The following is a 20,377-nucleotide window of genomic DNA, read 5'->3' on the forward strand; positions in this document are numbered from 1 at the left end:
GTATAATTCATGAAACAAAACGTTATCTATCTTATGTTGTTAGCTATTTCCCTATTTACATCATCATGCATCAAGGAGATAGACTTAAGCAGAGGTAATTTAATAGAAGACAAACCGGTGTACCTCTATCCTTTCCAAAATGAAGGGGAAAATGTTAAAACGGAGATTCTCATTAAAACCAGAACTCCCTTATCAGATAGAAATTTACATGCGACAATTCCATATCTGAAATATAATAAATCATGGTTATTCATGCTGACACAAGATGATTGCAAACAAGTAGCATTCTCTTGCACATGGGCAGCCATTAATGGGAAACCTTTAACAAACAAATACTTTTATAATGCGGGACATCTTCTATGGGGAGATCTCCCGCCCGACATCTGGTATCTGGGAAAAACACTTGGAAGTACTAACGGAGCTGGCAATGAGGTGCGCTTCGCCCCTACTACTACGCTTGCCCCCGACCAGACATGGATGAATGAAAAAAGTGAAATCTTATTACATTATCAAAAGAACTTTTCTCGCTTTGGGGTAAAGAAAGGTTTGGTGTGGAATAATGTACGCGAAATGCTGAATTATGGTTGGGGAATCGCCTTCCATAATCTTGTCGTAAACAATGAAAAAGACGTAAATGTATTGATAAAACAATATCCCAATGCACAAGATAGCATATTGAAACACCTCAATGGCCGGGGCTGTAAAACACTGGCTGAACCGGATGGCAATAAGGCATACGTAACCGCAGCACTTGAATATCCTCCCATACAAACCATGGTAGCACAGGCAGGAACAGTCAAACTGTACCCTTTTAAAGTGACAGACGATTTACACAATGTGTTAATCGAACGCTGGTTTAACGATTCTCCCAACTACTTTAAACCCTTGATCGAAGAACAACTCCAAAAGCCTAAAGAAGAAAGAATGGCTATTTATATCGGAGTACACGGAACAGACTCTGGCTGGGTAAACTTCCTGCTTTGGCTCAATGACAATTATGGTAAAGACGGAGACGACTCCATGTGGTTCCCTTCTCAGGAAGAGTATTATGAATATAATTACTACCGTACTCATGGGGCCGCTCCGCAAATAGAAGTTATAGATGAAACGACCCTGAAACTAACCGTTGACCTACCAAGCGGACAATACTTCTACTACCCGTCTGTCACCGTCAATCTGACAGGTCTGAAGAAACAGGATATTGTTTCTATCGAAACAGATAACGCCGTTAGCGGACTGTCATATGCTGACTTTGAAGATAAACTAATGTTAAACATAGACTGCCGGAAGTATCTGACAGAACATGCCACACATTTTGTGGAACAATACGAAAATGATAAGAGTAATGCTTCCAACAAAGCAGATGCTCTTTATTTTGTGAATATGCTTAAAGATTCACAGAAGAAAACAGAATTACTCAACAGAATAAAATAAAGATACTTACTATATGAATACTCTTTGGATTGAAATCATCTTTTGGATAGCCCTCTTCATTGTGTTCTACACATATCTGGGCTATGGTATCGTTCTCTACCTGCTCGTAAAGGTGAAAGAGCTTTTTGTAAAACCAATAAAGCGAAAACTTCCCGAAGACAGTACACTGCCCGAAGTAACGCTCTTTATCACCGCTTTCAACGAAGAAGAGGTGGTGGACGAAAAGATGAAAAATTCTCTCGAACTGGACTATCCAGAGGATAAACTACACATCGTATGGGTGACAGATGGTAGTAATGACGGAACAAACGAACAGCTACGCACTCGTTGGGAAGGAAAAGCCACCGTACTGTTTCAACCCGAACGACAAGGAAAAACTGCTGCGATGAACCGGGGTATGAAGTTGATAAACACGCCTATTGTACTGTTTACTGATGCCAATACGATGGTAAACCAGGAGGCTATCCGCGAAATCGTATTGGCGTTTGAGGATACACGCGTAGGCTGTGTGGCCGGAGAGAAACGAATTGCCGTACAAACACGGGATGGTGCAGCTGCCGGAGGAGAAGGTATCTACTGGAAATACGAATCAACCCTGAAAGCCTTGGATGCACGACTGTACTCGGCCGTAGGAGCTGCTGGAGAACTGTTTGCCGTACGCCGGGAATTGTTTGAAGAGATGGAACAGGATACATTATTGGACGACTTCATCCTCTCACTGCGTATTGCCATGCAAGGGTACACAATCGCTTATTGCACTGAAGCATACGCTATCGAAAGCGGATCGGCGGATATGCACGAAGAAGAAAAACGAAAAGTACGCATCGCTGCCGGAGGTTTGCAATCTATCTGGAGACTGCGCCCGTTGCTGAATCCGTTCCGCTATGGGATACTGAGTTTCCAATATGTATCGCACCGGGTACTACGATGGTCGCTCACTCCCATACTGTTGTTTCTGTTATTGCCACTCAATGCGCTATTACTGTGTATGGGAGCTTCGTGTGAGATCTACGGAACGATTCTAATACTTCAGATATTGTTCTACATTCTGGGGCTTGGGGGGTATTACCTGTCAACACGACAGATAAAAAACAAACTGCTGTTTATTCCTTATTATTTTCTTTTTATGAACGTCAATGTACTGAAGGGAATAGGATATCTGAGGAAAAAACGTGGAACCGGTGCGTGGGAAAAGGCTAAAAGAGGGAAATAAATCCTCATAAATCATAATTCATGAATCATAAACCATAAATCATAATACCATATGGACAGAACATTGCATGACGCGCAGAACGCAAAAAAAATACTGCAAATCACAGCTGACACAATGATACTGGTAGATCAGGATGGGACTTGCGTAGACATTGATACACACAGTAATCTTTGGTTTCTGCAGGAAGAGAAACTATTGGGAAAAAACATATTTGATTTATTGCCTCTGCATACTCGTCAGAAGCTGGTCCCGATTTTCCGGCAGGTTATAGACAAACAAAAAAGTGTTAGCAAAAACTATAAATTAGAATTGGCAGAGGGAACGTATTACTTCAAATGTATCATGTATCCTTATGAGGATAAAGTACTTTGCCAATATCGGGATATCACGGCTCGAAGCAATGTGAAACTACAGCTGGAACGCACTAATCATGAATTAAAAGAGATTCAAAAGGCTGCCCAGATCGGACAATGGAAATACGTCAGTAAAGAACGGATGTTCTATTACTGGGGATACACAGGTATACTCTGTGGAGAAACACAACGCTCTATTCCAATCGAACGTTACTATGAGATGATAGTAGAGGAAGACAAAAGTCTTTTTGCTAAGTGGCTGGAGAATAATGAGAAAGAAATGAATGAAAATAGCACAAGCTACCGCATTAACTATGATGGCGAAGTATATTATCTGAGAATACAAACGTACACCCGGGAAGAACTGTCCGATGGAACATTTTACATGGAAGGATATGTACAAAATGTGACGGATATACAACGCCATCGGAATGATATAAATACGCTTACACATGCTATCAATAATGCCAAAGAAAGTATTTTTGCTGCCCGGAAAGATGGCACACTGATATTCGCCAACAGATTATTCAAAGAGAATCATGGAATATCGGAAGAAGATAAATTAGACTTGTACAAGATCTATGAATTGGCGGGTGATATGAAAACAGCCGAAGAGTGGCAACAGAGATATAAGCAAATAAACGAAGAAGGTTACTGTAACTTCATCGCTTATCAGCCGATACCCGGTAATAAAAAGATATTAGCCTTTGAAGGAACAATGTATCACGTAACAAGTGACGAAGGAGAAAGTAGCTACTGGTCATTCACACATGATATCACAGAACGCCTGCATTACGAATCGCAGATAAAACGCCTGAACAGTATCATGGATACCACGATGGAAAATCTACCGGCAGGCATTGTGGTCAAAGATGTAAATAGCGATTTCTGCTATATATACCGTAACCGGGAGTCATATAACCGGGATATGAGTTTTGAGAACGAAACCATCGGTATGACTGATTTTGACTACTATCCGCAGGAGGTGGCCGAGCAGAAGCGAAAAGAAGATATGGAGGTTGCTGCCACCGGAAAATGCAAACACTGGGTGACGGAAGAAAAAGATAAGAATGGAAATCTGATTATTCTGGATAAACAGAAGATAAAGGTAGAAGGGAAAGACTTTTCACCGGTTGTCATCAGTATTGAATGGGACATCACACAGTTGGAACTGATGAAGCGGGAGTTGATGATTTCTAAAGAAAAAGCAGAAACATCGGATAATATGAAGTCGGCTTTTCTGGCAAACATGAGCCACGAAATACGTACCCCACTAAATGCCATCGTAGGATTCTCACGCCTCATAGCAGAAAGTGAGAATGCTGACGAAAGACAAGAGTACTATACCATTGTAGATGCCAACAACGAACGGTTACTTCAACTGATCAATGAGATACTAGACTTATCAAAAATAGAATCGGGTATTGTAGAATTTACTTATGCTCCTGTAAGGCTGAATGGACTATGTAAGGAAATTCATGATGCACATGTGTTTCGTACTCCACAAGGTGTACAACTACTGTATGAACCTTCAAATGAAACAACTATTATTGATTCTGACAAGAATCGTATCTTCCAGGTATTGTCCAACCTGATAGGAAATGCTTTAAAGTTTACAACAGAAGGAAGTATCAGTTACGGATACCGACAAGAAGGAGAAAAGGTGATCTTCCATGTGACGGATACAGGAACAGGCATCGCAGCAGATAAAGTGAACAAAGTGTTTGAACGCTTTATGAAACTGAATAATACGGCACAAGGAACGGGACTCGGCCTTTCTATCTGCAAGACAATCATTGAACGGCTGGGCGGAGAGATCTCTGTAACCTCAGAAGTAGGAAAAGGAACAACATTCACTTTTTGGCTACCGGCAAAATCCAATGTAGAAACAGAACCATCTACACTGGGAAAAAAGCCTTCACCTATAAATACGGAAAATAACAAAGTTACCGTAGAATTACAACCCGGCAATGCAGATAAAGAAGCAGACATACCAACCATTCTCATAGCTGAAGATACTGACAGTAACTACGATCTACTGAATGCAATACTGAAAAAAAACTACAATTTGACACGTGCACGAGATGGTATGGAAGTAGTTATGATGTTTGAAGAAGTAAAACCGGATCTGATATTAATGGATATCAAAATGCCCAACCTGAATGGATTGGAGGCTACCAAGATCATTCGTGAACTATCTCCGGATGTACCTATCATCATGCAAAGTGCATTTGCTTATGAATATGACAGAAACGCTGCTGCGGATGCAGGATGTACGGAGTTTATCCCAAAGCCGATAGCACAAGAGAAATTAAAAACTATTATAAAGAAGTACTTAAAGAGTTGACAATTGTTTAATTGACAGTGGACTATTAAATAACTGTCAATTGTCAACTGTCAATTGTCAATTAAACAATTATGGGAAGAAGAGCTGTATTCAAACTATTTTATTTCATATCAATTGTAATAACCTTTATATTGGCAGGTATAACACTGGCAGGAGCTTTCTCCGGTTACGTATCTCCGGACAAATACATTGGCTTTGCCTTTATAGGCCTTGCATTGCCGGTATTATTGCTAATAAATCTTATCGTACTTATCTATTGGACCACACGGCTCCGTATATGGTTACTTATCCCCCTTATCGCCATCCTTGGCAACTGGGCATACCTGAACCGGATTATTCAGTTCTCTTCTCCGGATACAGCTAAAGCACCACTAACTCTCGCTACCTACAACGTGGATGCTTTTAATGGGGATCAGACCGGATATTCCTGTAAAGAAATAGCCCGCTTCATGGAGGAACAAGGTGCAGATATCCTGTGTATACAGGAATTTGGCAGTAACCGTGAGTTCAATGAGGATAGTATAAAGCAGGTTCTTTCTGCATGGCCCTACTATTCTATACCCAAACCAACAGACGGAACGTCCATTTTGCAAGTAGCTCTGTTCAGCAAGTATCCCATCCGGAATACTGTACTTATCACGCATCCGGACAGCAGAAATTGCAGTATGCAATGCGATATCAATGTGAATGGAAAAACAATCCGTATCTTCAATAACCATCTCCAGACAACAGAGGTGAGCAGTAACAAACGCATTTTAGAAAAAGAACTCGCCACAGAGAATACAACCGGTACCGAAAATGCAATTCATAAACTGGCAGCAGGGCTGGAAGAGAATTTTGTGAAACGTGCTGCTCAAGCAGCAAAACTGCATAGGATGATAACCGCTTCCCCCTACCCTACACTGGTATGCGGTGACTTCAACTCACTGCCTTCATCCTATACATATCGCACCATGAAAGGCGATAAACTAAAAGATGGCTTTCAAACCTGTGGACATGGATATATGTACACTTTCCACTATTTCAAGAAACTGTTGAGGATTGACTATATCCTACACACAAAAGACTTTGAAGGGTTGGATTATTTCTCTCCGGAAGTGGATTATAGCGATCATAAACCAGTGTTGATGAGAATGAAGATATAAAAAAGTACAGAGTTGTTCGTTTCCGATAACAACCCTGTACTTTTTTTTAGAAGGCTAATCGATTTTATTCAACCTTTACAACATCACCTACATGTATAAAGTTTGAACCATCATAATTAAACTGCATAGTATAGTTATTTCTTGTACCAGATTCTGCAGGATTAAGATACACTGAGAATGTTACATAATAATCCAATGTAATACCATCTATATCACTCTTTGCATCGGGATACATCCCCTTAAGCATAATACATAAACCTTCGGCAGCACGTTTAAACATAAAGGCAGCTTGTTCTTCGACATCTGTAATTTTTGCTAATTCAGGATCTTTACCATATCTATCCACACGGTCAGAAACTTTAAAGTTAAAATTACCTTGATATTCGCTTGCACCATAATAGTATTCAGCTGTACCATAACTATCTACATAAGTAGAATTGGTTTCTTTCACATAGTCAACAATACGTTGCAAATTACCATCACCTTTAGATATCACATAATAGATAGAAGGATCGTAGATCCATTTTCCATTACCAACATTCACAAATTGCGAAGTAATATCAACCACTGCTGTATTTTTGGCCCATACTTTATCACTACCCAGCTTATATTCAGCAGCTTCAGCTACAACAGTTTTACTTCCACTATCATAATTTTTATAAACAAGGGTCTTTACGTCACCTATCTGTGCATAAGGTAACATTTTAGCCAAATATGCTGGTAGATAATTCTCTGGTAACTTAGAAGACCCAAAATCTGTTATCCCCATAGCAGCATAATCTTCTGGTGTCAATATAAGTACATCCTTTTTGTTAAACGGTTTCCAATCTACACCATCAAACTGATACATAGCATTAAATGGCTTTTCATGCGTAGGGGCCATACGAGTAGTGGAGATAGAAACATTATCAAGCTGATAAGTGGAAGTAATCGTAGCAGAGCCTACATACTTAAATGCAATATATAATCCTTTGCCTGCATATTTACTCAGATCAGCCATCCCAGGTGAATACCATTCAGTGTAGTTGTTACCTGCATTCTGAAATTTGAAAGCAGAGGTAATATCTTCCCAGTCCTCATCTTTTAAATTGGCAGTTCCGTCATAAGTAGTAGAAACCATCACATGTAAAGCGTCGCCTACATGGTAGCCAATCTTTGCATCGAAAGTCAATGATGCACCATCAACGATGTTTGTTTTAGGACCAACTAACCAAGATACATTATCTCCGGTAGCACCAAAAGCAGAACATTGTACGTAACGATTATCATTGTAAAACTTACCAACCCAATTTTTAGTACCAGATGCATTTATTACCTGCCAACCTTCTACATTACCGTTGATAGTACCCGTAGCTTTACTATCGTGAACATCCAATGATTCAAATTCTTGTTGATACAGATCATCTCCAACTTCAATTGTAGGTTCTTCGGTATCGTATTTATAATCAACCAATACTAAGTCTCCCTTCTTTGCATTTGTTTTAACATTAGTCAATACTTTAGGAAGATACTCAACAGGAGATTTTTTTGGAGTCAGAAAGTTCACTACAGTTTCATCACCCCATACAAAAGCATAAGCATCATCTTTCAGTTCATAAGTTTCTGTTTTAGACATCTCAAGAACCGTTTCAGGCAATGCATCCTGATAGGCATATGTAACTTTTACAGTTGATTTCTTACCCCAATCAGCATATGATTTGGCAAGAAGCGCTGGAATATAATCCTCTGCTTTTACTAATTCATTCAATGTATTAGTAGATTTAACTGCATTTGCAGCAGCTTTCTTTTCTGCCGTAATATTTTCTTCAGCAAGCACAAGTTTACTTATACTTGTATAATCGGCTGCAACCAATGTATATTCTCCAGACTTGACTACAGGACCTTGACTTTCATCAATTTCATTATAGATGTCATTCATCGGATCACAGGCTACCAATCCCAACAAAAGAAAGGCACCCAAGATTGTATGTTTTTTATTCATAATCATCTTTATAACTATTAATATTTAAAATCTTAAAAGTTTACTCTCAAACCAGTAGACCATGTTCTTCCAAAGCCATAGAATACCAATGCAGTCTTCATATCATGCTTATCACCATCTTTTGCATCAGCAATATATTCAACGTCAGTCAGATTATTTACGTTCGCATACATAGTGGCAGAAACACCTTTTACTATCTCAAAACGATAACTCAGTCCAAGATCAATGGTGTAATAATTAGGAAGTTTCCATGAGTCAACTCCAGTATCTTTAGGATTTGTCCGATTTTGAGGATCAAAATCTGCAAAATTCTTACCTGCAAAGTTATAAACAGCATTCAATTTCAACCCTTTTACCATCTCCCAAGTAGCCCCTAAAGAAGCTGTCATCTGAGCAGAATTACCAACATGTACATTTTTTATATATGCACTTTCCTCCTTTCCAATAGGATTCTGTGCTTCATCATATAACTGAAAATGCACATCATCTGCCCAAGTCCAATCCCCCCATGAGAACATACCTCTTATATCAAGACTAGAACAAGGCTTATAAGTAGCTTCCAATTCAATACCTGCATGAATAGCATCAACACCAGTTATATTGATTTTCTCATTATTAATGGTTCTTGACATTGATTTGTCCATCCACTTTGTATAATATCCATTCAGTGTTACATTGAAATATTCATTATTAAACCCATATCCTAATTCAAATGTACCAATCTTTTCATATGAAACACCTTTTACAGGTAAAATATTATAATTGGCAAAAACAGCATTCATAAATGGTGCACGAGTAAAATAACCTCCATTTACAAAAACATTATGGTTTTCATTAAATTTGTAGTTAAAACCAGCTTTTGTGCTCCACGGAAGGAAAGTTTTAGCTTCAGATACTGTTTTACCATCAATAGGAGCTCCTCCCGGATTATGATATTTATAAACCTCTCCCGTTAAGGAAGCTGACAAAAAAGCAGACCATTTTTCAGTATTATATTCACCTTGTGCAAAAACTCCAGCCCAAAATATTTCACCTATATTATCATAATTAATCTTATCGCCAACTTTCAATACAGCATTTGCAGGACGATAATACAGTTTCTTACTTGCTGATTGATTTTCCAAAAAATAATCTCCTCCCAAAAGATTATCAATTATTTCTGTGTGGTATCCTTTATAATAACGTCCATCAAAACCTGCAGTTAAAGTAATTTTTTCAGTCAAATCATTTCTATATGAAGAAAGCAAACCATACCAGTCATGAGAATTTACAACATTAGTAAAAGCCACCTGAGAACCATGTTCAGACTCTGCATTAGCTTTCAATACAGCATCATAATCAAATAATCCATCCGGAGTCAGCATAGCACCTGCCTGCGGACGTCCTGTATTATAGTCGATAGTCAGCCAATTAGTCTTATTCCCAGCTACTCTGCGCCCGCCCCCACGTGCTAAAGAAGCATAAGCGGAAGTAGTCAACGAAGAATTAGCATTAATAGTCCAATAATGATTCAATGAAACTTGTGGTTTGTGGTAGTAATTATATCCGTATCCAGCGCCAGTTAACGCTCCATTCAGATAGCCATAACCATTACTATAACGTCCACCATCCGGACTATTTTTATAATCTTCAATATAGTGCTTCGTTGCACGTTGATTGTGCCATTGAGGAGCACCAAAAGCAGTTAAAGAAAGTTTATGGCTATCATTTATTTTCTTTGAAATATTTCCAAAGTAGGTCCAGCCTTCATAATTTGTCCCTCTAATATAACCATCACCTGTATTTAAAGCCCCAGAGAAGGTAAATGCCCAACCATTGTCAAGCATTCCTGTAGACAGTGTTACCGCATATTTACGATATCCATCATTGCCAACACCTACATATGCCGAACCTCCCTTTTTACTCTCAGTACTTTTAGTTACCATATTCATAGTACCTCCCACTGAAGATATACCTAACTTTGAAGCACCTAATCCACGTTGTACCTGGATAAACTGAGTAACATCTGACAAACCTGACCAATTAGACCAATATACTTTTCCATTTTCCATACCGTTAATAGGTACTCCATTTATCAAAACGCCAAGGTTAGATGAATCAAACCCACGCACATTAATACGAGAGTCTCCATATCCACCACTATCTCTAGTTACATATACGGAGGGAGTAGATTTCAACAATTCCGGAAATTCCTGATTACTCAACATCTCTTCAATAGTTCCTAACTTAATATTAGAGATAGGTACTGGAGTCTGTCTATCTGAACGAATAATGGAAGCAATAACACTAACCTCGTCAAGTCCAACTGCATCGGTTTCCATTTTTACAACTCCTAAATTGACAACTCCGGAGTGATTAATTTTCTTTTCTACATCCAAATAACCGATATACTTAAATAGCAAAACGGCTTTTAGAGTTTTCAACTCTATTGTAAAATTACCGTTAACGTCAGTCACACTACCTTGTGTAGTACCAACAACTGTTACGGCTGCCCCAATCAATGGGTCACCGGTTTCAGCATCAACAACTTGACCTTTCACTGTAGTCTGTGCAAAGGCAGTAGCAGCAGAGCAAACTGTCAGTATTGCAACCAGCAGGAAATGAATTAGATGTCTTCTCATAAATTCTGTTTGTTAGTTAATAGAATTTGTTAATTAATAAATGTTTTGAAGTGCAAATATAATTAATAAGATTTAAAATCACATTACATTTTCATGTCGTTTTTTAAGAGTAACAAACATTTTATTGCATTATAAAACACGAGAAGCTCCGCAGTAAAACTACGGAGCTTCCCATTTGAAACTGAAAGCTTTAGAAAGCTTTCAGAATATCATAAATATCAGTCATTAACGAGCTTTCTATAACGAACACGTTTGGGTTCTTCATTGCCTAATCGCTTCTGTTTATTCTCTTCATACTCCGAATATGAACCTTCAAAATAGAACACATTTGAATCTCCTTCAAAAGCAAGAATGTGAGTACAGATACGATCGAGAAACCAACGGTCATGCGAAATAACAACGGCACATCCTGCAAAGTCTTCAAGGCCTTCTTCAAGTGCACGAAGCGTATTCACATCAATATCATTGGTAGGTTCATCGAGAAGAAGTACATTACCCTCTTCTTTCAATGCAATAGCAAGGTGCAGACGATTACGTTCACCACCTGAAAGCATTCCACAAAGTTTTTCCTGATCAGCACCAGAGAAGTTAAAACGTGAAAGATAAGCACGCGCATTGATATCACGCCCCCCCATACGAATCAATTCCGTACCACCGGAAATAACCTGGTAAACGGTTTTATTAGGATCAATATCTTTATGCTGCTGGTCTACATAGGCTACCTTGACAGTCTCTCCTACTTCAAACTCACCTTTATCCACGGCATCAAGCCCCATTATCAGACGGAAAAGGGTTGTCTTACCTGCACCATTAGGACCGATAATACCTACAATACCATTAGGAGGAAGCATGAAATTAAGATCATCAAAGAGTAACTTATCACCATAAGCCTTTGCCACATGTTTGGCTTCGATCACCTTATTTCCCAAACGAGGACCATTGGGAATGAATATCTCAAGTTTCTCTTCTTTCTCTTTTACATCCTCATTCAGCAGCTTATCATAAGAATTCAGACGAGCTTTACCTTTAGCCTGACGGGCTTTAGGAGCCATACGTACCCAATCCAGCTCACGCTCAAGTGTTTTACGACGTTTGCTTGCAGTTTTCTCTTCCATCTCCATACGTTTGGTCTTCTGCTCGAGCCAGCTAGAGTAGTTACCTTTCCAAGGAATACCTTCACCACGGTCCAATTCAAGAATCCATCCGGCTACATGATCAAGGAAGTAACGGTCATGCGTTACGGCAATTACCGTACCCTCATATTGTTGCAAGTGCTGTTCAAGCCAATCGATAGACTCAGCATCAAGGTGGTTGGTAGGCTCATCAAGGAGAAGGATATCTGGCTTCTGTAGCAACAGACGACAAAGTGCTACACGACGGCGTTCACCACCTGACAGATTTTCCACTAATTGATCTTCTGGGGGACAACGAAGAGCATCCATAGCACGTTCCAACTTACTATCCAGATTCCAGGCATCAGTAGCATCAATAATATCCTGTAATTCTCCCTGACGGGCAAAGAGCAGATCCATTTTATCCTGGTCTTCATAATACTCAGGCAAACCAAACTTCTGGTTGATCTCTTCATATTCGTTCAGCGCATCAACAATGGGTTGTACCCCTTCCATTACGATTTCTTTCACCGTTTTCGTATTATCCAGATAAGGTTCCTGAGCCAGATAACCAACCGAATACCCCGGTGAAAAGACTACTTCACCTTGATAGGATTTTTCCAGTCCGGCAATAATCTTCAGCAAAGTCGATTTACCCGATCCATTGAGACCAATGATACCAATCTTTGCTCCATAGAAAAAGGACAGATAAATATTTTTTAATACCTGTTTGTTATTCTGGAAGGATTTACTCACTCCCACCATTGAGAAAATAATCTTTTTATCGTCTACTGTTGCCATATTATATAATAATGTGTAAAATGTAATTTGGTACAAAGATAAGAAAAAATATTAGATTTCCTTTGGCAGTTAAAAAAATCCCTCTATCTTTGCACCCGCTTAACAGCAATAAGGATTGATTCGCTAGCTCAGCAGGTAGAGCACAACACTTTTAATGTTGGGGTCCTGGGTTCGAGCCCCAGGCGGATCACTGAAACAAGATGAAAAATAAAGTAAATCCCTGATAGTCAATCACTATTGGGGATTTCTTTTTTCCCTCAGTCCACCATTTTAGGCAGATTACAGCAAGAAAAACAGGTGAAATCGGTGGACTTAGTTTTGGTTCGATTTTAGTCCACCGAATTGAATCTTACTCTTTGATACACTGCGTTTTGCATAACAAGATTTTAGGCTTGAAATAGTATTTTTGAACCATTAAAATTTAAACTTTAAAGTATGGACAGAAACTATTTTTCAATCCTCTTTTTCATTAAGAAGAGCAAGTTATTAAAGAATGGCGAGGCGCCGATTTGCCTGCGCATCACGATCAACGGCCAACGTGCGGAAGTTCAAATCAAACGCAGTATCGAGGTTTCCCAGTGGAACAGCAATAAGGAATGTGCGGTTGGGAAGGAACGGAAGCATCAGGAACTCAATCACTATCTTGAAACGGTACGAACAAAGGTACTACGTATCCACAGGGAGTTGGAGCAAGACGGCAAACCCATTACTGCCGAAATCCTGAAACGCCATTTTTATGGTGAAAATGAATCTCCTAAAATGCTGCTGGAAGTTTTCAGAGAGCATAATAAGAAGTATCGTGAGCTTTTAGATAAAGATGTGGTATTGGGTACGGTTTTACGGTATGAGAGAACGGTCCGCTATCTTGAAGAATTCATGAAAGAGAAATATCGTTTCTCTGATATACCGTTGAAGGATATTAATCATGAGTTTGTGAAAGAGTTTGAGCATTTCATCAAGACGGAGAAAGACTGTGCCCAGAATGCTACCGTCAAATATCTGAAGAACCTGAAAAAGATAATACGGAACGCACTTGTCAATAAGTGGATGGATGATGACCCGTTTGTTGAAATCCACTTCCACCAGACTGCCAGTAACCGTGAGTTCTTGACGGAAGAGGAATTGAATAAGCTGATCGAGAAAGAATTTACTATACCAAGAATGGAAGTGGTACGTGATATTTTCGTCTTTTGCAGCCTGACATTTGTTGCACTAACTAATATGTAGTTGATTATCAATAAATTACAAGCCAACAATAGAGGTATAGGTAATGGTTTAGAAACCACCTGCCTTCATCATTTTGCATGATTCCCAATCATTTCAAATAGCTCAATGCGAAGATAATATTATTTTGAGAATTAACCAAATTCTGATAATCAAAATCATACAAATTCAGCGAATTACGGGCTATAGTTGCTCAAATTTATACTTCAATCCATATTCTTCCAATTTGTTGTACAGCGTCGTACGTCCTATTCCGAGCAGTTCGGCGGCAACCTTGCGGTTCCCGTTCGCCTGCTTCAACGCGCGTAAGACACGCTCCTTGTCTTCCGCATCGCTGCGCAGGGCGAAGCTGACGGGTGAGTTAGGTTTTGGATAGGCAAGTTCCAGATGCTCTTTCGTGACAAGACCCGTCTGTGCCTGCAACACCGCGCCCATGATTTTTTGACGAAGCTCGCGGACATTGCCCGGCCACGCATGGGTCAGCAATGTCTTGTGGGCTTCCCCGTCAAAACCGATGACATCGCATTCCAGTTCCTGATTTGCAATTTCACGGAAGAACTCAGCCAAAGGCATGATGTCTTCCTGACAGTCGCGCAACGGCGGAACGGTTATCTCGAAGTCGTATAGGCGGTACAGCAAGTCCTGCCGGAAACGCTTTTCATGGACCGCCTTCTCCAGATCCTCGTTGGTGGCGGCGATGATGCGGACATTGAAACTCCGGTCAGACTTATCGCCAACAGGACGGAACTGCCGTTCCTGTATGGCACGCAGAAGCATCTGCTGGGTTTCCGGTGCGAGGTTGCCTACCTCGTCCAAAAACAGCGTGCCGCCTTCCGCCTCATGGAAATAGCCTTTCTTGGCACTGTCCGCACCAGTGAACGCGCCTCTGACGAGTCCGAAGAAAGCCGACGGTGCAAGCTCTTTGGTGAGCGAACCGCAGTCCACAGCCACAAACGGCTTTCCTGCCCGTTTGCTTTTGTCGTGCAGTTGGTGTGCGATATGCTCCTTACCAGTGCCGTTCTCGCCGAATATCAGCACGCTCATGTCAGTGGGAGCCACTAGCCTTATTCGTTTCACGATGGCTTGAAAAGTCGAACCGTCACGGGAGAACACAGGCATACGGTTTCTTACGATACTCCTTTCTTTTAATAGGGTACGGAGCAGAGGGACGAGTTTGTCTTCCACAAGCTGCTTGGGTATGTAGTCCAGCGAGCCGAGTTTCATACTTTCGACTGCCGTATGCACCTCGGCGTAGTCGGTCATGATAATGAACGGCTGAATCATGCCTTCTTTGCGCATCCAGCGCAACAAGTCGATACCATCGCCTTCAGGAAGACGCAGGTCTGAAACTATGATGTCGTTTTCTGTCGCTTGTTGCAGCAATTTCTTAGCTGTTGATAGGTGGAAAGCCTTGATTGTGCGGAATCCCTCGCGTGCCAGCAGGTTACAGACGAACTCGCAATACACGATGTTGTCCTCCACCACGATGATTTTTGTCTTATCCATTTTCGTATTTTCTCCTTTCTTCTTTTGCCAATCTGATGATCTCCGCGCCCATATCCAGTACGGCAGTCACTGCATCGGTCAGTTCTTCATGATCTGGAGCGGCACTCCCATGAAGCAGTTTATAAAGCTCCCTTAACGGTTGGTCGGCACGGAGTATCTCCCATGAACTTCGCAGGTGGTGTGTCAGGGCGTCCAGTTCCTGAAGGTCTTTCCGCTGTTCCGCATCCCTGACCGACTGCATTTCCTTTCCGGTTTCCGTTATCAGTTTCTCCAGCATGACGGCTTCATTGCCGTAGGACAGCAGGGAGGTGAAATCCGGCTTTTCATTCCGGTTGCCTTTCATGGCGCATTTGTCTGAAACCTCCATAAGTTCCGATATGGAGAACGGTTTGAGCAGGCATCCGGCGAATCCACGTTCCATAAGTTCCTCCTTGCTGCAACTGCCCGAAGCGGTTGTCACGACTACCGGGATAGTCTTTGAATTGCCAACGTTGGAGGTACGTAGCAGCTCCAACAGCTCAAAGCCGTTGATTTCCGGCATGTTCAGATCCGTCAGAAGCAGGCTGTATTCCTTTTTTCGTATCAGTTCCATCAGTTCCGCAGCATCGGTGCAGGTTTCGCAGTGTACGCCTTCCTGTGCATACATTTCTTTAAGCATCAAGAGAAGTACCTCGTCATTGTCGATGGCAATCACATCATGGAATGTACGGTCATGATGAATCCTTGTTTGATTTATCTGTTCCGGCAGTTCCCCGGCTGTCTGCATGGGTATTTCCACCGTAAAACGGCTACCTTTGCCTTTCTCGCTCTCCAGCCGTATCGTGCCGCCGAGCATTGTCACGATACGCTGAACGATGGAAAGTCCCAGTCCGAAGCCGTCTTTTGTGGCGGCGTTTGACAGACGCTCAAACGCATCGAATACCCGTTGCTGTTCCTCTTCGGTCATTCCTGTGCCCGTATCTTTGACGATAAGTTTCAGGACACCGTTATCGTAGTCTGTTGTCAGAGAAACGCCACCGTTCTCCGTGAACTTGATGGCATTTGACAGCAGGTTGTTGCCGATTTGCAGGATACGTTCCTTATCGGTCAGGACAACCGTATCCGTTTGATTGGTTATGGTAAGAGCCAGCCCCTTGTTCATGGCGATGGGTGTAAACTCCGTTTCAAGAATGTGCGTGATTGCCGAAATCCGGCAAGGAGAGAAATTCGGCTGCTCCTTGCCGTTGTCCAGCCGGAAAAAATTCAGCAGGGTGTTCAGCATTTCACGCATGCGGTCAGAAGATTCCTGAATGTTTCGGATATACGTCCCGGTTTTATCCGTATTGCAGTCTTTCCGCATCAGTCCGGCATAACCCGTTATTGCCGTCAGTGGAGAGCGTAATTCATGGGTGATGGTATGAACGGCTTTTTTACGAGAGGCAATCAGTGCCTCGTTTTGTTTGATAGACTGTATCTGCTGTTCTATTAAATCCGCAGTTTCTCGTTTGTACCGTTTGATACGGGTGATATTTCGGTGGATGATTATGTAAGAGATTACCAATAACAACACAACGAATCCTGTCAAGCCACCTATCTGAATAAACGATTGTTCCCGCATGGCTGTTATCTCAGCTTCCCGTTTCTGTATGTCTGCTTGCACCTTCTCATCCATTTGAACTACCAGTCCTTGCAGTTGTCTGTTGAGTTCCGCATTTCGTGTAGCAAGACTATCGGCGTGTTCCGACAAACGGCGGCTTTGTGCCTGTTGTTCAGCTATCATATTCCGATTAAGGGAACGGAGCATCGTAGTAGTCGCAGTTGGTTTCGCTTCTTCCTTTTTGCCAAAGATGCCTAAGAAACCCTTGCGCTTGGATTTCTTGGGCTGTTCCTGCACACTCTTCTGCACAATTATAGGTACTTGACTGGTTATCTTATCGTTGATGGCTTGTTGCTGTTCAAGTATCTGAACGATTTGGCACATCTGCCGTTCCTTGTCTTCGAGAAAATGGCGTACACTGTCTATGCGTTCTACCGGATAGATAGCTTTGAACCGACAAAGCATACTGTCCATTGTCATACGCCGAGCATGGTAAAGTCCTAAATCTTCATCATCCCATTCCAATATCGTTTCACCTAATAAAGAAAACTCTATCAAATGAATATGAATATTGTTTACCTCTTTTCGAAATTCATCGATCTCTCGGTTTTTGGCTTCCAGTCCCTCCATGTCTCGCCATTCGCCAAGCCATGTGTACATGATGCCGCCTACCAGCAAAGCTATCAGTAGATAGCCTATGGAAGTCAGCATACGGAAGTGTCTTGTTTCAGCGTTATGTCGATTCATGCGTTATTGCCATTGATTATTGATAATACAGCCCGTAGGTCTTTATAGGCTTACGGGCTGTATGGTTTTCGAAGCTTTTTTGCTATACTATTTCAAATTATTTTTTTGATGTTATTCCCTTTGATAGTTCAAATTCTTTTTCTCAGATTATAACTCTTTTCTATTTGCAGGAAAGTATATTCTATGAGACATTCTTCACTCGTCAGATTGTCATCAATTTATGTAAGGAATATACAGTAACCTACTTCCGTATATTGCTTCATACAGAAGCAAGCGTTCTGGGACAGCGGTATATGTGAACTCCCGTTCGTTCAGATTTTGAAATATACCTAATTCCCTATTATATAGAATAAGATTTATCCCTGTATAAATTGATAAGTTTGCTACAAATGAATATTTGTCATTGCGTAGGCAGATAACAATATCACTTGATAGTGAGTTTTTATAATCTATTTTGATGTCAGAAGTCCAATGAGAAACGTCCTGATACGTGTAGCATAGAAAGAAAATAGACCAAACCTTCATAATATCGGAACTTGCCTGTCGGCGGTTTTACATCCCATAGGCGTTGAACATACTCACGAGCAAGTTCGCGATATTCGGGAATATTTGACTGGGCAAGGGTTATGGCTCCTACGGCATTGGCACCAGCCATGCCACAAGTGTATTGTCCGAAAGCCTTGGATCCATCAAGCGTGAAATGACCATGCTTGAAGCCATCGTTCTTAAAGAATGTAAGAAGACGGTACATCACTGCTTTCTGTCTGTGGCAATCCTTTCCGCACAGATAATAATCCATACCTACGTTTATGGGACAACGGATGGCATCGAACATATAAATGGAGGTATCATAAGCGGCATGACGCCAAGCATAAGCTCTGCCGTCAAACCGACTGTAGTCGGGATAGAGACCGGTAACCGGGTGGGCTGATGCGATTAGATGCTGGCGGCTTGCCGTAGCAGCCTTTTCCCAAAATGAGCGATTGGCAGATGCTGTACGTGCCCATTTGTCTAAAAAAGCTGGAAGCATATAAGAAGGGTCAGTAAAACTATGCCCCGCATGATCGGGAACGAAAGTTATAAGCCCATTGTCAAGGTCAAAAAGATTATAAACTCCACTCTCTCTACCGTCTTTGATCATGACTTTGGTCAATATTTTATTTGCTTCATCACGGTATCGAGGCTCGTTCCAGCGTTCTGAAGCAAGAAACAAAGCAGTAACATAATACAATTCTCCATCCGAAGCGTTGCTTCCACCAATCTTAGTACCGTCGGGCTTGCACTGCCAGCAGAAGTAGCCGTCCCATTTGGAATCGGGAGCAAATGCCATATTTCGTTTCGACCATTCCCAAAGTTTATCGAACTGTTCACGGTGATCCAGTTGTACACTAATCATCATGCCGTACGACATCCCTTCGGAGCGCACATCGTTGTTGCCAGTATCCAAAATAAAGGCTGTACTATTCGAGACCTCGTAATAAACAGATTTTTCATCATCGGCTTCATAACGGTTCAAATCTGACGGTGTAAAGAAATGCTTCCATACTTGCTGGAGCCGTTCATTAACCTCCTCCTCGTTCTTCCCCAGTAAAGAGACAAAGAGGTTTTCAGCATGCGTACCCCACGACACCATACTGAAAACCAAAGTTATAAGAATACCTTTCCAATTCATTATGAAATAAATTTGCGTATTGAATTATATACCGATTATCCCGGTCGCAATCGAATTTGCTCCGATTGTTCTCAAGAAAACTCAATTGGGGAATCATAATCTTTCCCCAGATTATATATCTTTTGTAGATGTTCGGTATTCAAAATTGCACCTTTCTCATTGACACTATTTACAAGATAATGGCCTCTGTTTTTCCATCCCCTATCTTGTGCAATGAGTTCAAAGGAACGCACTATGCCATCGAAAACATGAGGGTCTTCCAATTCTCCACACGAAAGAAGCATACATTCCTTAATAGGCACATCTTTTTTACCTATGATGAAAGAATAAAACTTGTCTATGGCTGCTTTTATCTGGGCAGGAAACGAGTACCAATAAAGAGGTGTGCAGAATACGATGACATCACTTTCTGCCATCAAAGATGCCAATTCATTGAAATCATCATTAAAAATACAGGCTTTATTCTCCTTGCTGAAACAATTATCGCAAGCTCTGCATCCTTGAATATGTTTATGCGCAGTATCGAACCGCATAACAATGTTGCCCGCTTCGGATGCTCCTTTCGCAAAAGCGTCCGCCATAAGGTCGCTGTTACCTCCCCGTCGTGGGCTGCCGGTTAAAATCAATATTCGCTTGTTCATATTA

Annotated in this window: 11 protein-coding genes, 1 tRNA gene and 1 pseudogene; 6 read left to right on the plus strand and 7 right to left on the minus strand. The window is 41.2% G+C overall.

Annotation, left to right across the window (positions count from 1 at the left end; genetic code table 11):
• Nucleotides 1-9: 9 nt before the first annotated feature.
• The 4 genes from ACESQI_RS04960 to ACESQI_RS04975 all read left to right on the plus strand — a co-directional run bounded on the left by ACESQI_RS04960 (nucleotide 10) and on the right by ACESQI_RS04975 (nucleotide 6,492).
• Nucleotides 10-1,434: a hypothetical protein gene (locus ACESQI_RS04960; RefSeq protein ID WP_007485439.1), complete on the plus strand. Its 1,425-nt coding sequence runs from the start codon at nucleotides 10-12 to the stop codon at nucleotides 1,432-1,434.
• A 13-nt stretch (nucleotides 1,435-1,447) separates the two neighbouring features.
• Nucleotides 1,448-2,647 (plus strand): glycosyltransferase family 2 protein, encoded by a 1,200-nt coding sequence (locus tag ACESQI_RS04965; RefSeq protein WP_007485438.1) that lies wholly within the window; start codon nucleotides 1,448-1,450, stop codon nucleotides 2,645-2,647.
• A gap of 51 nt (nucleotides 2,648-2,698) precedes the next feature.
• Nucleotides 2,699-5,347, plus strand: coding sequence for an ATP-binding protein (locus ACESQI_RS04970; protein WP_007485437.1), 2,649 nt, complete (start codon nucleotides 2,699-2,701; stop codon nucleotides 5,345-5,347).
• Nucleotides 5,348-5,418: 71 nt separating this feature from the next.
• Nucleotides 5,419-6,492, plus strand: a complete 1,074-nt coding sequence (locus tag ACESQI_RS04975; protein ID WP_007485436.1) for an endonuclease/exonuclease/phosphatase family protein — start codon at nucleotides 5,419-5,421, stop codon at nucleotides 6,490-6,492.
• A 64-nt stretch (nucleotides 6,493-6,556) separates the two neighbouring features.
• On the opposite strand, the gene ACESQI_RS04980 is transcribed toward ACESQI_RS04975, so the two are convergent.
• The 3 genes from ACESQI_RS04980 to ettA form a co-directional block, all read right to left on the minus strand.
• Nucleotides 6,557-8,473 carry a choice-of-anchor J domain-containing protein gene (locus ACESQI_RS04980; RefSeq protein ID WP_223382228.1) on the minus strand — a complete coding sequence of 639 codons (1,917 nt, stop codon included), beginning with the start codon at nucleotides 8,471-8,473 and terminating at the stop codon, nucleotides 6,557-6,559.
• 32 nt (nucleotides 8,474-8,505) lie between these two features.
• Nucleotides 8,506-11,094 carry a TonB-dependent receptor gene (locus tag ACESQI_RS04985; RefSeq protein WP_373125512.1) on the minus strand — a complete coding sequence of 863 codons (2,589 nt, stop codon included), beginning with the start codon at nucleotides 11,092-11,094 and terminating at the stop codon, nucleotides 8,506-8,508.
• A 218-nt stretch (nucleotides 11,095-11,312) separates the two neighbouring features.
• Nucleotides 11,313-13,007: an energy-dependent translational throttle protein EttA gene (ettA, locus tag ACESQI_RS04990; protein ID WP_025866443.1), complete on the minus strand. Its 1,695-nt coding sequence runs from the start codon at nucleotides 13,005-13,007 to the stop codon at nucleotides 11,313-11,315.
• Nucleotides 13,008-13,124: 117 nt separating this feature from the next.
• On the opposite strand from ettA, the gene ACESQI_RS04995 reads away from it, so the two are divergent.
• A tRNA-Lys gene (locus ACESQI_RS04995) sits at nucleotides 13,125-13,197 on the plus strand.
• Nucleotides 13,198-13,442: 245 nt separating this feature from the next.
• Nucleotides 13,443-14,231: pseudogene (locus tag ACESQI_RS05000) on the plus strand (phage integrase SAM-like domain and Arm DNA-binding domain-containing protein); the annotation flags it as partial.
• A 183-nt stretch (nucleotides 14,232-14,414) separates the two neighbouring features.
• On the opposite strand, the gene ACESQI_RS05005 reads toward ACESQI_RS05000, so the two are convergent.
• The 4 genes from ACESQI_RS05005 to ACESQI_RS05020 all read right to left on the minus strand — a co-directional run bounded on the left by ACESQI_RS05005 (nucleotide 14,415) and on the right by ACESQI_RS05020 (nucleotide 20,373).
• A complete protein-coding gene (locus ACESQI_RS05005) occupies nucleotides 14,415-15,737 on the minus strand; it encodes a sigma-54-dependent transcriptional regulator (protein ID WP_373125513.1) in 1,323 nt (440 codons plus the stop codon).
• On the minus strand, nucleotides 15,730-18,060 hold the full coding sequence (locus ACESQI_RS05010; protein WP_373125514.1) for an ATP-binding protein: 2,331 nt from the start codon (nucleotides 18,058-18,060) through the stop codon (nucleotides 15,730-15,732). The genes ACESQI_RS05005 and ACESQI_RS05010 overlap by 8 nt, the downstream gene beginning before the upstream one ends.
• Nucleotides 18,061-18,520: 460 nt before the next feature.
• On the minus strand, nucleotides 18,521-19,732 hold the full coding sequence (locus tag ACESQI_RS05015; protein ID WP_052329234.1) for a glycosyl hydrolase family 8: 1,212 nt from the start codon (nucleotides 19,730-19,732) through the stop codon (nucleotides 18,521-18,523).
• 71 nt (nucleotides 19,733-19,803) lie between these two features.
• Nucleotides 19,804-20,373, minus strand: a complete 570-nt coding sequence (locus ACESQI_RS05020) for a flavodoxin family protein (protein ID WP_007656386.1) — start codon at nucleotides 20,371-20,373, stop codon at nucleotides 19,804-19,806.
• Nucleotides 20,374-20,377 lie beyond the last annotated feature (4 nt).

The sequence above is a fragment of the Bacteroides sp. HPS0048 genome (genome assembly GCF_964240755.1).
In the GTDB taxonomy this organism is placed as follows: Bacteria; Bacteroidota; Bacteroidia; order Bacteroidales; family Bacteroidaceae; genus Bacteroides; species Bacteroides nordii.

Excerpts from the sequence above, each read along its gene's own strand:
- ACESQI_RS04960 (WP_007485439.1), top strand. The coding sequence starts at position 10 with ATGAAACAAAACGTTATCTATCTTATGTTGTTAGCTATTTCCCTATTT.
- ACESQI_RS04965 (WP_007485438.1), top strand. The coding sequence starts at position 1,448 with ATGAATACTCTTTGGATTGAAATCATCTTTTGGATAGCCCTCTTCATT.
- ACESQI_RS04970 (WP_007485437.1), top strand. The coding sequence starts at position 2,699 with ATGGACAGAACATTGCATGACGCGCAGAACGCAAAAAAAATACTGCAA.
- ACESQI_RS04975 (WP_007485436.1), top strand. The coding sequence starts at position 5,419 with ATGGGAAGAAGAGCTGTATTCAAACTATTTTATTTCATATCAATTGTA.
- ACESQI_RS04980 (WP_223382228.1), bottom strand. The coding sequence starts at position 8,473 with ATGAATAAAAAACATACAATCTTGGGTGCCTTTCTTTTGTTGGGATTG.
- ACESQI_RS04985 (WP_373125512.1), bottom strand. The coding sequence starts at position 11,094 with ATGAGAAGACATCTAATTCATTTCCTGCTGGTTGCAATACTGACAGTT.
- ettA (WP_025866443.1), bottom strand. The coding sequence starts at position 13,007 with ATGGCAACAGTAGACGATAAAAAGATTATTTTCTCAATGGTGGGAGTG.
- ACESQI_RS05005 (WP_373125513.1), bottom strand. The coding sequence starts at position 15,737 with ATGGATAAGACAAAAATCATCGTGGTGGAGGACAACATCGTGTATTGC.
- ACESQI_RS05010 (WP_373125514.1), bottom strand. The coding sequence starts at position 18,060 with ATGAATCGACATAACGCTGAAACAAGACACTTCCGTATGCTGACTTCC.
- ACESQI_RS05015 (WP_052329234.1), bottom strand. The coding sequence starts at position 19,732 with ATGAATTGGAAAGGTATTCTTATAACTTTGGTTTTCAGTATGGTGTCG.
- ACESQI_RS05020 (WP_007656386.1), bottom strand. The coding sequence starts at position 20,373 with ATGAACAAGCGAATATTGATTTTAACCGGCAGCCCACGACGGGGAGGT.